The sequence below is a fragment of the Roseateles sp. P1_C1_2 genome, assembly GCF_056406535.1.
In genome coordinates this window covers 147,669-160,185 of the sequence record NZ_JBFUAB010000003.1, presented here as the reverse complement: position 1 = coordinate 160,185, position 12,517 = coordinate 147,669, and the positions used below count along the sequence as shown (strand labels likewise).

Below are 12,517 nucleotides of genomic sequence, written 5' to 3'. Positions count from 1 at the left end.
CAAACAGAAGCGCAACTCTTGCCACGTAATGCATCGCCATTTGGCAGAATGGCAATTGAAATTGACGTTTTGATCAAAAATGGATGCTCTCGACCAGCAACTCCTCGCCCTGCTGCGCACCGATGCCCGGGCCAGCGTCGCCCTGCTAGCGGCCAAGCTCAAGGTGTCGCGCGGCACCGTCACCAACCGCATTGCGCGCCTGGAGGACGGCGGGGTCATCACCGGCTACACGGTGCGGCTGCGGCCGGACTCGGTGCCCGACCAGATCACCGCCTGGATGAGCATCACGGTGGAGGGCAACCGCACCCGCGAGGTCGTCTCCATGCTGCTGGGCGAGCCCGGCATCACGGGGCTGTTCGACACCAACGGCCGCTGGGACCTGCTGGCCGAGATCCGCAGCTCCAGCCTGCAGGAGCTGGCCGATGTGCTGGAGCGGGTGCGCCTCATCAAGGGCATTGCCGGCACCGAGACGTCCATCCATCTGCAAAGCTACAAGCTCGGGTGAACGCCCTCGGTTATCGTGCGCCGCGCTTTCCCGCTTACGACATGACTCCTGCTCTCATCCGCCGCGCCGGGCTTGCCGCCCTGGTCACGGTTCTTGCCGGCTGCTCCGTGCTGCCGACGCAGCCGCCTCAGCCCCCGGTCGTCGTCGTGCCCACGCCGCCACCCGATCCGCCGCCCGTCATCCGGCCGGCGCCCAAGCCGCCCCGCATCGGCCTGGCCCTGGGCGGCGGCGCCGCGCGTGGCTTTGCCCACATCGGCGTCATCCAGGTGTTCGAGGAGAACGGCATCAAGGTCGACTTCGTCGCCGGCACCTCGGCCGGCAGCCTGGTCGCGGCCCTCTACGCCTCGGGCAAGAGCGGCAAGGAGATGCAGACCCTGGCCGAAACCATGGACGAGGGGGCCATCACCGACTGGTCCTTCCCCTTGCGCGGTCTGATCCGCGGCGAGGCGCTGGCGCGCTTCATCCGCGACAAGACCGGCGGCAAGAACATCGAACAGATGGCCCTGCCCCTGGGCATCGTCGCCACCGACCTGTCCGATGGCTCGTCCATCCTGTTCCGCAGCGGCGACACCGGCACGGCCGTGCGGGCGTCCAGCGCCGTGCCGGCCGTGTTCCAGCCGGTGCGCATTGGCCAGCGCGAGTTCGTCGACGGCGGCCTGGTGTCGCCGGTGCCCGTGCGCTTTGCCAAGGAGATGGGTGCCCAGCTCGTCGTGGCGGTGGACATCACCTCGCCGCCCGAGAAGGACCCGCCCGGTGATGCCTTCCGCATGCTGATGCAGACCTTCTCCATCATGGGCCGCAGCATCAACATGTTCGAGCTGAGGGATGCGGACGTCGTCATCCGGCCCAAGCTGGACGGCGTCGGCAGTGCCGACTTCACGGCGCGGCGCCGCGCGGTGCAGGCCGGGCGCGAAGCGGCGCAGGCCATCCTGCCCATCCTGCGCCAGCGCATCGCAGAAAAAACCCGCTGAAAATGAAACCCCTCGTCCAAGGAGTACCTTGGCTGGTCCCCCGCGGGGACGGCGATGCTTGCCGGCGTGACCGGCAAGCACATCGCCAGAGCGGGCCGGCTAAAGAGCGGCCCGGCGCTCGGCCCGCGGGGTCCTGTCTCGGATTGGGCAACTGAAGCCATGAACACGACCGAAACGCCGCTGTTCCCGCTGCGCTCGGTGTTCTTTCCGGGCGGTCATCTGGCGCTGCGCATCTTCGAGCCGCGCTATCTGGACATGGTGCAGCGCTGCCATGCGCGTGGCGAGCCGTTCGGCATCGTCGCGCTGAGCTCGGGCGACGAGGTGCGGCGGCGCGAAGGTGAGGGCTTCCAGGCGGAAGCGTTTCACGACGTCGGCACGCTGGCACGCATCGAGCATTTCGAGCACGCCCAGGCGGGCCTCATCAGCATCCGCACGCGTGGCACGCAGCGCTTCAAGGTGAGGGGCCCACGTTGCCTCAGCCATGGCCTGTGGGTCGGCGAGCTGGAACTGTTGCCCGACGACCAGGTCGTGCCGGTACCCGACGACCTGCGCCAGGCCGCGAAGCAACTGCAGGACCTGTTGGCCGGCTGGAAGGCGCGCGCCCCCGCTGAAGATCTGCCTCTGCAGCCGCCCTATCAATGGGAAGACGCCGGCTGGCTGGCCAATCGCTGGGCCGAACTGCTGCCCATGCCGGTCGAAGCGCGTCAGCGGCTGATGGCGATGGACAACCCGCTGCTCAGGCTGGAGCTGATCGTCGATCGCCTCGACGCGCTCACGCGTTCAGCCAATCCGTAAGCGTCTTCAGCACCTCGGCCTTCTCGGGCTCATTGAAGATCTCATGGAAAAAGCCCGGCCAGGGCTGGGTGGCGACGACATTGGCGGGCGCGGCGGCCGCGAAGGCCTCGCTGCCACGCGGCGTGACGCAGCGGTCGGCGCCGGCCCACATCAGCAGCGTGCGCAGCTGCCAGCGCGGCGCATCGCCAATCGCTCGGGCGCCGCCGTCGACGATGAAGCGCGTCAGCCGGGCGGTGATGCGGTCGTGCACCAGTGGGTCGCTGGCATAGGCCTTGACGACGGCGGGGTCGCGACTGATCCAGGCCGGCTTGAGGCCGTTGCTGACGGCCAGGCCCGGGAAGAGCGAGCCGGCCACGGCCAGCAGCAGTTTCTGGAAACCCGACAGGCCCGGGTCCAGTGCCGGCGAGGACAGCACCAGCCCGTCCAGCGGTCGGCTCCAGGCGGCGGGCTGGCCGGTCAGCGCCTCGGCCGCGAAGCGCGCAGCGACGAGGCCGCCCATGCTGTGGCCGAGCAGCACGAAGCGTTTGCCCGGCTGGCGCACGGCGTCGATGACACGAGCCGTGTCGCGCAGCAGCGCGTCGTGGTCGGGGATGTCGCCTTTGCGGCCCTCGCTGTGGCCATGGCCGCGGTGGTCCCAGCCGTGCACGTCCCAGCCAGCAGCGTTCAGCGCGGCCGCGACATGGGCATAGCGCTCGATGTGTTCGCCCAGACCGTGGCAGATCAGGACCTGCCCGCGTGAAGCCGCCGGGGCGGGCCAGTGGCGGAGATGGAGCTTGAGGCCGTCGTCGGTGGTCGTGGTCGTCATCGCGTCGGTGGTGGGGAGGTGGCGTCGGGGCGCAAGTTTGCCCCAGCCGCCTCCGAATCCCGCCGCGAACCCAACACTCTTGCGTAGGCCCAGGTGAACTCGGCGCCGATCAGCAGGATCTGGGCCGAGAAGTACACCCAGACCAGCAGGGCGACGACCGAGGCCGCCGCGCCGAAGCCCGAGGCCACGCCGCTGCGCTGCAGATAGCTGCCGATGCCGTAGCGGCCGAGCGCGAACAGGCCCGCTGTGACGAAGGCGCCGAGCAGCACGTCGCGCCAGGCGACGTGAACCCGCGGCATCAGCTTGAAGATGAGCGCGAAGACGGCGACGACCAGGCCCTGGCTGAACACGGTGTTGGCGAGCGCGGCGACGCGCAGCCAGTCGCCGAACCAGGGCTGCCACCAGGTCTGCGCGGCGGCCATGGTCGCGTCCAGCAGCAGCGACACCAGCAGCAAAAAGCTCAGGCCGAAGATGAGGCCGAAGCTCAGCAGCCGTGCGCGCAGCCAGTTCAGCCAGCCCTGAACGGGTCGGGCCGGCACGCGCCAGATGGTGTCCAGCGCGTCCTGCAGTTCGGCGAACATCGTTGTCGCACCGACCAACATCAGACCGAGGCCAATGACGGTGCTGAGCCAGCCCCCGACCGGCCAGGAGACCGTCTTCAGCATGCTCTCCACTGTCGTGGCCGCGCTGCTGCCCAGCAGCTCGGTGAGCTGGTCGAAGAGTTCGCCACGCACCGCCTCGCCACCCCAGACCAGGCCGGCTACCGATACGACGATGAGCAGCAGCGGCGCCAGCGAGAACAGCGTGTAGTAGGCCAGGGCGGCGCCCATGCGCGGGCCGCGGTCGGCCAGGAAGCCATCGAAGGTCAGCTGCAGCACGCGGCCCAGCGGGCGGATCTGATCAAGCCAGCGCATGTCGCGAAGTCTCGCGGCCTGCGCTGGCCGCCGCTGTAGGACGCGGCCGGTCTCAGAACGTCATGCGCGCTCCGATGCGGTATTGGCGGCCCAGCACGTCGAACAGCGCGGGGTTGACGCCATAGCTGGTGTTGGTGGACGGCGCAGCGGGCGGAGCGACATCGGTGACGTTGTCGACCTTCAAGTACAGGCTGACGTTCTTGTTGAGCTTGTAGGTTCCGCCCAGATCCCAGTACAGCGCGCCCTTCATCTTGTTGTTGTCGATGGTCTGGTGGATCGACGTCGAGACCGGGCAGCCGGTCTGGCACTCGATGTACTCCTTGCTGTAGACACCGTCACTGATCCAACGCTGGCCGATGAAGAAGCTGGCGCTGTCGGACTCCCAGGTCTGCGAGAACTGGGTCTTCCACTTCGGCGTGTTGCCGAGATTGACGCCCGCGCTTTCGACCGGGATGGTGCCGACGACGCCGGATTCCGTCAGGAAGCTCTGGGTGTAGGTGGCCAGACCGCGCAGCGTGAGCTTGCCGGGCAGGTTGATGCCGGCGAGGTTGAAGCGGTAGAGCGCCTCCATGTCCACGCCCTTGTTGCGCATCTTGGCGAGGTTGAACGCCTGCAGCGTCACGAACTTCGTCGGGCTGACGAGGTCCATGGCAGCGCAGAACACCTGGTTTCCCGCGACGCAGAGATCGACTTCCTGCTGGATCGAGAACGTGGAGATCACGTCCTTGACCTTGATGTCGAAGTAGTCGATGGAGGCGCTGAAGCCAGGCGCCCAGCTGGGCTGGCTCAGCGTCATGCCGACGACCTTGTTGTTGGCCAGTTCGGGGCGCAGGGCGGTGTTGCCCACGGTGCGCTGCTGGGCGGTGAAGGTGCTGCCCAGGTAGTTGACGTTCTGGTTGATGACCACCGGCGCGGCGTAGAGCTCCGACAGGTTCGGGGCGCGCACATCGCGCGAGGTGACGGCACGCAGGCGCAAGCCGTCGATGCCGGTCTTCCAGGTCGAGCCGACCTTCCAGCTGTTGATGCCGCCCGAGGTGCTGTACTGGGTGTGGCGGCCGGCGACGTTGAGGTTGGCCTCACCCAAGCTGGCGGATTTGAACAGCGGGGCGTTCAGCTCGACGAAGCCTTCCTTGACGTTGTAGGCGCCCGCGGCTGCGTGGTAGTTGCCGGCAAACCAGTTGTTGCCCACGGTGGTGTTCAGCACCGGATCAGCTGGGTAGGCGGTGGTGTTGGGCGTGGCGGGGTAGACGCCATTGCCGTAGGGATCGCCGGTGACCCAATAGCCTTCCTTGCGGGCCTCGGCGCCGAAGGCGACGGCCACCGGGCCGGCCCAGTTGGAGAAGGGTTGGCCGTTGACGCTGAAGCTGGCCACCGTCTGGCGTTGGCGCGAAAGCTGGCGCGGGCCGTTGGCGGGCAACACATAGGCCAAGGCGGCCGGGTCCTGCTTGACGTCGCCAATGATGTTGAGCGGCACGCAGCCCGCAGCCGCGGCCGCCGCGTTGCGGCAGACGATCTGGCCGGACGCATTGCGCACCGCGTCGATGGCGGCGTTGTAGCGCGGGTTCAGCATCATGTTGGCGACATTGATCTCAATGTCGTTGATGCCGTGCTCGAAATAGGCGTCATAGGTCCAGCCCGTGCCCAGGGCGTCGACCTTGCCGTTGGTGCCGAGCACGAAGCGCTTCTGCTCGCGCACGGGGTTGACCTCGATGTCCTTCTCGAAGTTGCCGTTGGCCGTGCCGTACTTGAAGCTGGTGATGTTGTTGGCCGCGCAGGCCGTGGCGATGGAGGCCGGCAGATAGGGGTTGTCGCACTGGATCGTCAGGTTGTCGTTCTTGGCGGCGCCGGGGTTGGGGTTGAAGCGCGCGTTGACCTTGGCGAGATTGACGGTGAAATAGATCTCGGCGTCGTCGCTGATATCCAGGCTGCCGCGCGAGTAGAAGACTTGCCGCTTGAGGTCCATGCCCATGGACGTGCCGCCGCCGACGGTGCCGGCCAGGTCGCCGCCCACGCAGAAGGGCGTGATGCAGCCGGTGACGGCACCGGTGCCGGTGGGCACGCCGGTCGAGCCATAGTTGAACTTGTAGGGCACGCCGTCCTTGCCGAAGGCCGTGCCTTGCAGCGGGCCGTTGGTGATGAGGCCGTACTTGGCGTACTGGAACTGCTGGGCGTTGCGAATGTCGTAGATCTGCGGCTTGCCGTCAGTCGTGCTGCCGAGGCTGCGGACCTGGAAGGCTGGGTTCTGGAACCAGCTGCGGCCATTGGCGCCGGCGCCGCCGAAGCGGGGCGAAGGCACGCCCTTCTCGCGCACGTACTCGGTGCTGACGATCAGGTGGGCACGGTCGTTCAGGAAGCCGCGGCCCCACGCAGCCTGAAGGGTGGCGTTCTGGTCGTCGCCGTAGTTCGTCTGGYCGCCTTCGATATTGGCCTTGAAGCCGGTGAAGCGCTTGTCGGTGATGAAGTTGACCACGCCGCCCACCGCGTCGGAGCCGTAGGAGGCACCGGCGCCGCCGGTCACCACATCCACCTGCGTGATGAGCAACTGCGGGAACTGGCTCACGTCGGTCACGCCCGTGACGTTGGCGGGCACGACGCGCTGGCCGTCCAGCAGCGTCAGCGTACGGATGGGGCTGAGGCCGCGCAGGCTCAGGGAACTGAGGCCCTGCACGCCGCTGCTGGTGCTGAAGGTGGAGGTGGTGCGACCCGTGCTGCCTTGCAGTGCGGGCAGCTCGATCAGCGTGTTGAACAGGTTGGGCTGGGCCGACTTCTCCAGGTCGACCGCCGTCAGCGTCGTGGTGGGCGTGGGCTGGGTGAAGCCGCGCTGCGAGATGCGCGAGCCGGTGACGACGACCGTGTTCAGCACATTGCTGTCGGTGCTGGCGGGCGCGTTCTGCTGGCCGGCAGCGGGCGGCGTGGTCGCGTCGGCGGCTTGCGCGTGGGCTGGCAGCGCAATGCTGGCGCAGACGCCCAGGACGGCGAGGTGAATCAGGGTCTTATGGCCGGGGCTGTGCATGAAGGTCTCCTGTTGTTGCAGCTTGATCCGCTGCTTGTCGTCGGACGGCTCTGGTCGGGGCCGGTGGTGGTGAAAAACAAATCTGGATAGCGCTGTCCCGTCGAGCTAAAAAAGGGGGGAGATGGCTCCCCCCAGGTCCGTGAGACAACGGGCAATCCACCGCTGCAATCGCCTGTCGGTTCAACAGGTATTTCATGGGTGGATTGCGCTATCCTAGGCGCCGATCGGAAGGCTTGATATGGGGGATAACATGTAGCCATGCCCAACTCGAAGCCGACTTCCGAGGAACCCGCCCGCCGCCCCCGCGCCACCGGCCGCGTGACCCTCGCGGACGTGGCCCGCGAGGCCGGCGTCAGCCCCATCACGGTGTCGCGCGCATTGCGCGGCGAACGGGCCGTGGCGGCCGAACTCTGCGAGCGCGTGCACGCCGCCGCGACGGCGCTGGGCTATGTGCCCGACCCGGCCGCAAGGGCCCTGGCTTCGAGTCGCAGCTCGCATGTGGCGGTGCTCATCCCCAAGCTCAGCAACACGCTGTTCGTCGAGTTGCTGGACGCGCTGCAACGCAGCCTGATGCTGGCCGGCTACCAGACGCTGATCGGTGTCACCCATTACGACCCGGCCGAAGAGGAGGCCGTGCTGCGCAGCTTCCTGGCGCACCGGCCGGCCGGGCTCATCGTCACGGGCCTGGACCGCAGCCCTGCGGCGGCTGCACTCATCCAGGGCAGCGGCGTGCCCTGCGTGCATGTGATGGAGCTGGCCTCGGAGCCCGGCAGCTACAGCGTCGGCTTCTCGCAGCGCGAGGCGGGCCGGGCCATCACCCAGCATCTGCTGGACGGCGGCCGGCGCCGCGTGGCCTATGTGGCCGCCCAGCTCGACCCGCGCACGCTGCAACGCGGCGAAGGCTATGAGCTGGCGATGCAGCAGGCGGGGCTGGGCGCGCAGGTGCGCAAGCTGCTGAGCCCCGAGCCGTCGTCGATGGCGCTGGGCGGCGCGCTGCTGGAGAAGCTGCTGGCGGAAGCGCCCGACACCGACGCCATCTTCTTCTGCAACGACGACCTGGCCCAGGGCGCCTTGCTGGCGGCGCTGCGCCTGGGCGTGAAGGTGCCCGAGCGCGTGGCGGTGGCCGGCTTCAACAACCTGCCGGGCAGCGACCAGATGCTGCCGCCGCTGACCACCGTGGCCACGCCGCGCGTGGAGATCGGCGAGCAGGCGGCGCAGATGCTGATGGCGCTGATGCGCAACCAGGCGGTGGAGCAGCCGCATCTGGACCTGGGCTTCCAGATCCTGCAGCGGGGCTCAAGCTAGTTCGACCTCCAGCCGGTACTCGCGACCGGCTTCGATGTCGCGCACGAGGCCGTCGGGCAAGGGCCGGCCATCCAGCAGCACGCGGCTCTGGCCACTGCGGCGCACCTGCAGATAAAAGCGCGCGCCGCGGAACTCCCGCTCGGCGCTCAGTTCGTTCCAGCCCGAGGGCAGTTGCGGCTTCACACGCAAGCCCATGGCATCGCCTTGCAAGCCGCACAGGCCTTCGATGACCGCGCGATAGGCCCAGGCCGCGGTGCCGGTGTTGAAGAGCTGGCTGGAGCGACCCGCCGTGCGCGGGACCTCGCGGTGGGCGCCGCGGTAGTAGTTGGGGATGAAGACGGGCAACTGGCCGCGCTGCAGATAGTCGCCCCGATCCGGCCCCGGGATCATGCGGCGCAGTGCGCTGTAGGCACGGTCGCCCTCGCCGGCGTCGTACAGGGCGTGCACATAGAAGCTGGCCGCATGGTTGTAGACGGCGCCGTTCTCGGCCGAGCCCGGGTGCTTCTGCGTCACGCGGCCGACGTCGTCGCGCATGCCGGAGTAGGGTGGGTTGAACATCGCCACGCCATGCGGCGTCTCGAGCTGGGCATCGATGGCGACAAGCATCTTGGCGCGCTGCTCGGCGCTGGCCGCGCCGCTCAGCATGGCCCAGGATTGCGGGTTCAGGTAGATGCGGCCTTCGGTGTCGCTCTGCACGCCGAAGACGACGCCGTCATCGGTGATGCCGCGGGCGAACCAGTCGCCGTCCCACAGATGGCGGTTGGCGGCGGCATTGAGTTCGTCCGCGGCGGCCTGCCAGCGCGGGGCCTGCCCGATGCGGCCGGCATCGCGGCAGATGCCGCTCCACAGCCGCATCGCATAGGCCGCCGCCACGGTCAGCCAACCCGACACGCCGCGGCCCTTGTAGCCCACCATATTCATCGGGTCGCACCAGTCGCCCTGGGCGATGAAGCTCAGGCCGCGCGTATCGCGGTCCTGCTGCAGCCAGGCCATGGCGGCATCGAGCCGCTCGGCCACGGTCATGCCGGCCACTTCAACTTCGAGCAGAGCGAAGTCGGCGGTCTCGTCGAGATAGGCCCGCAGGCAGACCGGCAGCCACACGCAGTGGTCGGTGTGCGGCACCTGGTTGATGTACTTCAGCTCGGCGCCTTCGATGAGCAGGATGCCGTCGGGCATGGAGCCGTTGGCGGCCTGCTGGCTGAGCGCATGCAGCAGCGCGCCACGCGTGGCAGCCGGCGCGATATAGGCCATGCCGAGGTTGTCCTGCAGATAGTTGCGGGTCTGCGGATCGGTGCAGAGGCGGTTGACGTCGCCGTGATAGAAAACCTGGCGCGGCAGCCAGTGGTTGACGAAGTTGTCGAACTCGGCGTCGGGCGTCTTGATGCGCAGGCAACCCCGGCCGCCATCGACGTAGGCGGCATAGGCCTCGCGCGTGCGGGCGAAGCCGGCTTCGCTCAGATAGTCCGCTCGCATCCGGGCGATCTCGGCGTCGTCCAGGGCCGGGCCGAAGAGGAAGCGGTAGGTCTCGCTGCCGTTGGGCTGCAGCGTGAGGCGGTACTGCACGCAGGCCGCCGGCGTCTCGTAGCGCGCATCACCGCCTGCGAGCTCCCCGGCCTGCAGGGCGCTCGGGTTGTGCAGCCCGCCTTCGCCCTCGAAGGCCGCCTGCCTGGCCTCCCAGGCATCCGGCGCACGCTCGCAGAGGAAGTGGGTCTTGTCCTTGAGGTGCAGGTTCTTGAAGTGGTCCGCCACCTTCTGGTAGGGCGTCACGCTGCTGGCGACGATGCCGCCGAGGTCGGCCCGCCACTGGGCCGACTGGTTCATCCACGACATATAGCCGATGGGGAAATAGGGCACGACGCTGATGCGCCGCCGGCGGCCGGACAGGTTGGTGACGCGCAGCTCCCACAGCTCGGCGACGTCATCCGTCGGCAGGTTCAAGCTCATTTCAACGCGCAGGCCCAGATTCTCCACCGTCCAGCCCAGGTCGTGGCGGCCGGCGCGGAAGGCGAACGACGCGACGGGCGCGCGCACCGGTTCGTAGGGCGCCGAGAACAGCTCGCCACTGTCCTCGTCCTTCACGTAGACGAAGCGGCCGGGGTGGTGGGCGTAGTAGGCCTGCTCCGGCTGCATGAAGGTCTTGGCCTCCAGGTTGGGGGCATGCGCGTACTTGGCCGGCTCGGGCTGCATGAACTGCGCGACGGCATAGCCGCGGCAAGTCACCTGGATCATCATGCGGCGGTTCCACAGGAAGCCGGCGGCCTGGGGCAGGGCGGTGGGGCTGGTGAGCTCGTAGCGCTCGCCGTTGTCGATGGGGCCAAGCATGGGTCAGGCGGTGATGGTTTTGCGGGCAGCCAAGTCGGCCTGGATGCGCGCCATGGTCGGGTTGTCCAGCGTGTAGAACATCATGATGACGGCGGCCAGCAGCGTGAAGCTGGCCGGGATGACGGACATCAGCCAGACGATGCCGGCCTGGGAGTCGGCGGACTGCGCGGCATTGGGCACATAGCCCAGGGTCGTGAACAGCGTCCCGATGACGCCGACGGCGACGGCCGTGCCGAGCTTTTGCGCGAAGGAGCTGGCCGCGAAGGTCATGCCCGTCGCGCGGCGGCCATTGCGCCATTCGTTGTAGTCGGCCGAATCGGCCAGCATGGAGAAGGACAGCGGCGACTTGGGGCCCAGCACCAGGCCGAGCGCAATCTGCAGCGCGTACATCAGAGCTATCTGGTCGGCGTCGACGAACAGGAAGGCGGCCGACAGCACGGTGGAGGCGAACATCAGCCCGATCATCAGCCGGCGCTTGTCGATGAAGCGCGTCAGCAGCGGCGTGCAGGCCGTCCCGGCGGCCGCGGCCAGCAGATAGGCCGGCACGAAGGTGGCGAGCAGCTCCGGCCGGTTGACCACGTATTTGAAGTAGTAGGCCGCGCTGGTCATGCGCAGCGTGATGCCGCCCATGATGATCAGCGCCAGGAAGAACAGCAGGATCCAGGGCCGGTTGCTGCGCAGGTCGGCCAGGTCCTGGCGCACGCTGGAGGGCTCGGCCTGCGTCGGCTGCACGCGCTCGGTGGTGGCGCTGAAGGTGATGGCGAAGATGATGGCCGCTGCGAGGCCCCAGAACACCATGGTCAGCGACCAGCCCAGGGCGTTGTCGCCACCGCCGAGCCAATGCACCAGGCGCGGCGACGCGGCCGTGACGATGGTGCCGCCCGCGAAGCCGGCGACGAAGCGCGAGGCGTTGATGGCGTTGCGCTCCTTCGCGTCGCCCGACAGCACGCCCGACAGCGCGCTGTAGGGCAGGTTGACGCTGGTGTAGAGCGTCATCAGCAGCAGATAGGTCAGATAGGCCCAGGCCAGCTTGCCCGTGGGACCGAAGTCGGGCGTGGAATAGGTCAGCACGCCCACCACGGCCAGCGGCAGCGGCATGAAGAGCAGGAAGGGCCGGAACTTGCCCCAGCGCGTCTGCGTGCGGTCGGCCAGCGCGCCGATCATGGGGTCGGTGAAGGYGTTGAAGATCTTCACGACGAAGAGCATGGTCGCGGCGGCCGCCGCCGTGATGCCGAAGGTGTCGGTGTAGAAGATCAGCAGGAAGGTCGAGATGTTGGTCCAGTAGAAGTTGAACCCCATGTCGCCCAGGCCGTAGCCGACGATCTCGCGGCGGGTGAGCGGCTTGGCATTCATGTCTGCAGCCATTGGCAGACCTGGATCTGCAACTCGCTCAGCGGCGCGAGCGCGTCCAGGTGCAGCACCCCCGGCTCGCCGACGGGCGATTCCAGCGTGTCGAACTGGCTGTCGACGAGGGTGACCGAGAAGAAGTGGCCGCCGCGTGTCTCGATGCGGCGCCTGGCCTCGGCCTTGTCGATGTCCAGGAAGGCGAAGCGCAGGCCGGGTGAGGCCTGGCGGAGCTGGTCGCGGTAGCTGCGCTTGAGGGCCGAGCAGGCCGCCATGGCGCCGTCGCTGTGGTGGCGCAGTTGCTCGCACAGGCTGGCCAGCCAGGCGGCGCGGTCCTGGTCGTTCAGCGGCAGACCCTCGGCCATCTTGCGGCGGTTGGCCTCACCATGGAAATCGTCGCCCTCCAGCCAGACGCGGCTCAGTTGCGCAGCGACGGCAGCGCCCAGCGTGGATTTGCCGCTGCCGGCGACGCCCATGAAGACGAGGGAAGCGGGCGCAAAGTGATTCATGGGGAGGCGGAACGCGGGCGGATTCGGGACTATT

Annotated in this window: 10 protein-coding genes; 4 read left to right on the top strand and 6 right to left on the bottom strand. The window is 68.1% G+C overall.

The window, feature by feature from the left end; all coding sequences use genetic code 11:
- Positions 1-79 precede the first annotated feature (79 nt).
- The 3 genes from AC1D2H_RS03925 to AC1D2H_RS03915 all read left to right on the top strand — a co-directional run bounded on the left by AC1D2H_RS03925 (position 80) and on the right by AC1D2H_RS03915 (position 2,271).
- Positions 80-505: an Lrp/AsnC family transcriptional regulator gene (locus AC1D2H_RS03925; protein WP_477932666.1), complete on the top strand. Its 426-nt coding sequence runs from the start codon at positions 80-82 to the stop codon at positions 503-505.
- A 41-nt stretch (positions 506-546) separates the two neighbouring features.
- Positions 547-1,476 carry a patatin-like phospholipase family protein gene (locus AC1D2H_RS03920; RefSeq protein ID WP_478009949.1) on the top strand — a complete coding sequence of 310 codons (930 nt, stop codon included), beginning with the start codon at positions 547-549 and terminating at the stop codon, positions 1,474-1,476.
- A gap of 159 nt (positions 1,477-1,635) precedes the next feature.
- Complete coding sequence (locus AC1D2H_RS03915; protein ID WP_478009948.1) at positions 1,636-2,271, top strand: LON peptidase substrate-binding domain-containing protein; 636 nt, start codon at positions 1,636-1,638, stop codon at positions 2,269-2,271.
- Here AC1D2H_RS03915 and AC1D2H_RS03910 read toward each other — a convergent pair.
- Genes AC1D2H_RS03910 through AC1D2H_RS03900 form a run of 3 tightly spaced genes read right to left on the bottom strand, consistent with a single transcriptional unit; the run spans position 2,249 to position 7,003 of the window.
- A complete protein-coding gene (locus AC1D2H_RS03910; protein ID WP_477932660.1) occupies positions 2,249-3,076 on the bottom strand; it encodes a lysophospholipase in 828 nt (275 codons plus the stop codon). The two genes, AC1D2H_RS03915 and AC1D2H_RS03910, sit on opposite strands and share 23 nt — an antisense overlap.
- Positions 3,073-3,990, bottom strand: a complete 918-nt coding sequence (locus AC1D2H_RS03905; protein ID WP_478009947.1) for a YihY/virulence factor BrkB family protein — start codon at positions 3,988-3,990, stop codon at positions 3,073-3,075. The genes AC1D2H_RS03910 and AC1D2H_RS03905 overlap by 4 nt, the downstream gene beginning before the upstream one ends.
- Before the next feature lie 52 nt (positions 3,991-4,042).
- Entirely contained in the window at positions 4,043-7,003 is a 2,961-nt protein-coding gene (locus AC1D2H_RS03900) for a TonB-dependent receptor plug domain-containing protein (protein WP_478009946.1), read from the bottom strand.
- A gap of 258 nt (positions 7,004-7,261) precedes the next feature.
- On the opposite strand from AC1D2H_RS03900, the gene gntR reads away from it, so the two are divergent.
- Positions 7,262-8,308, top strand: a complete 1,047-nt coding sequence (gene gntR, locus AC1D2H_RS03895; protein WP_478009945.1) for an HTH-type transcriptional regulator GntR — start codon at positions 7,262-7,264, stop codon at positions 8,306-8,308.
- Here gntR and AC1D2H_RS03890 read toward each other — a convergent pair.
- The 3 genes from AC1D2H_RS03890 to AC1D2H_RS03880 are packed head-to-tail and all read right to left on the bottom strand — an operon-like array spanning position 8,300 to position 12,483.
- The gene (locus tag AC1D2H_RS03890) at positions 8,300-10,630 is read right to left on the bottom strand and encodes a GH36-type glycosyl hydrolase domain-containing protein (protein WP_478009944.1); all 2,331 of its coding nucleotides are present in this window, start codon (positions 10,628-10,630) and stop codon (positions 8,300-8,302) included. The two genes, gntR and AC1D2H_RS03890, sit on opposite strands and share 9 nt — an antisense overlap.
- A 3-nt stretch (positions 10,631-10,633) precedes the next feature.
- A complete protein-coding gene (locus tag AC1D2H_RS03885; protein ID WP_478009943.1) occupies positions 10,634-11,983 on the bottom strand; it encodes an MFS transporter in 1,350 nt (449 codons plus the stop codon).
- A complete protein-coding gene (locus tag AC1D2H_RS03880; RefSeq protein ID WP_478009942.1) occupies positions 11,980-12,483 on the bottom strand; it encodes a gluconokinase in 504 nt (167 codons plus the stop codon). The genes AC1D2H_RS03885 and AC1D2H_RS03880 overlap by 4 nt, the downstream gene beginning before the upstream one ends.
- Between the last annotated feature and the right edge of the window lie 34 nt (positions 12,484-12,517).

What these genes read in the sequence shown, in the direction of transcription:
- AC1D2H_RS03925 (WP_477932666.1), top strand. Translation starts at nt 80, where the DNA reads ATGGATGCTCTCGACCAGCAACTCCTCGCCCTGCTGCGCACCGATGCC.
- AC1D2H_RS03920 (WP_478009949.1), top strand. Translation starts at nt 547, where the DNA reads ATGACTCCTGCTCTCATCCGCCGCGCCGGGCTTGCCGCCCTGGTCACG.
- AC1D2H_RS03915 (WP_478009948.1), top strand. Translation starts at nt 1,636, where the DNA reads ATGAACACGACCGAAACGCCGCTGTTCCCGCTGCGCTCGGTGTTCTTT.
- AC1D2H_RS03910 (WP_477932660.1), bottom strand. Translation starts at nt 3,076, where the DNA reads ATGACGACCACGACCACCGACGACGGCCTCAAGCTCCATCTCCGCCAC.
- AC1D2H_RS03905 (WP_478009947.1), bottom strand. Translation starts at nt 3,990, where the DNA reads ATGCGCTGGCTTGATCAGATCCGCCCGCTGGGCCGCGTGCTGCAGCTG.
- gntR (WP_478009945.1), top strand. Translation starts at nt 7,262, where the DNA reads ATGCCCAACTCGAAGCCGACTTCCGAGGAACCCGCCCGCCGCCCCCGC.
- AC1D2H_RS03890 (WP_478009944.1), bottom strand. Translation starts at nt 10,630, where the DNA reads ATGCTTGGCCCCATCGACAACGGCGAGCGCTACGAGCTCACCAGCCCC.
- AC1D2H_RS03880 (WP_478009942.1), bottom strand. Translation starts at nt 12,483, where the DNA reads ATGAATCACTTTGCGCCCGCTTCCCTCGTCTTCATGGGCGTCGCCGGC.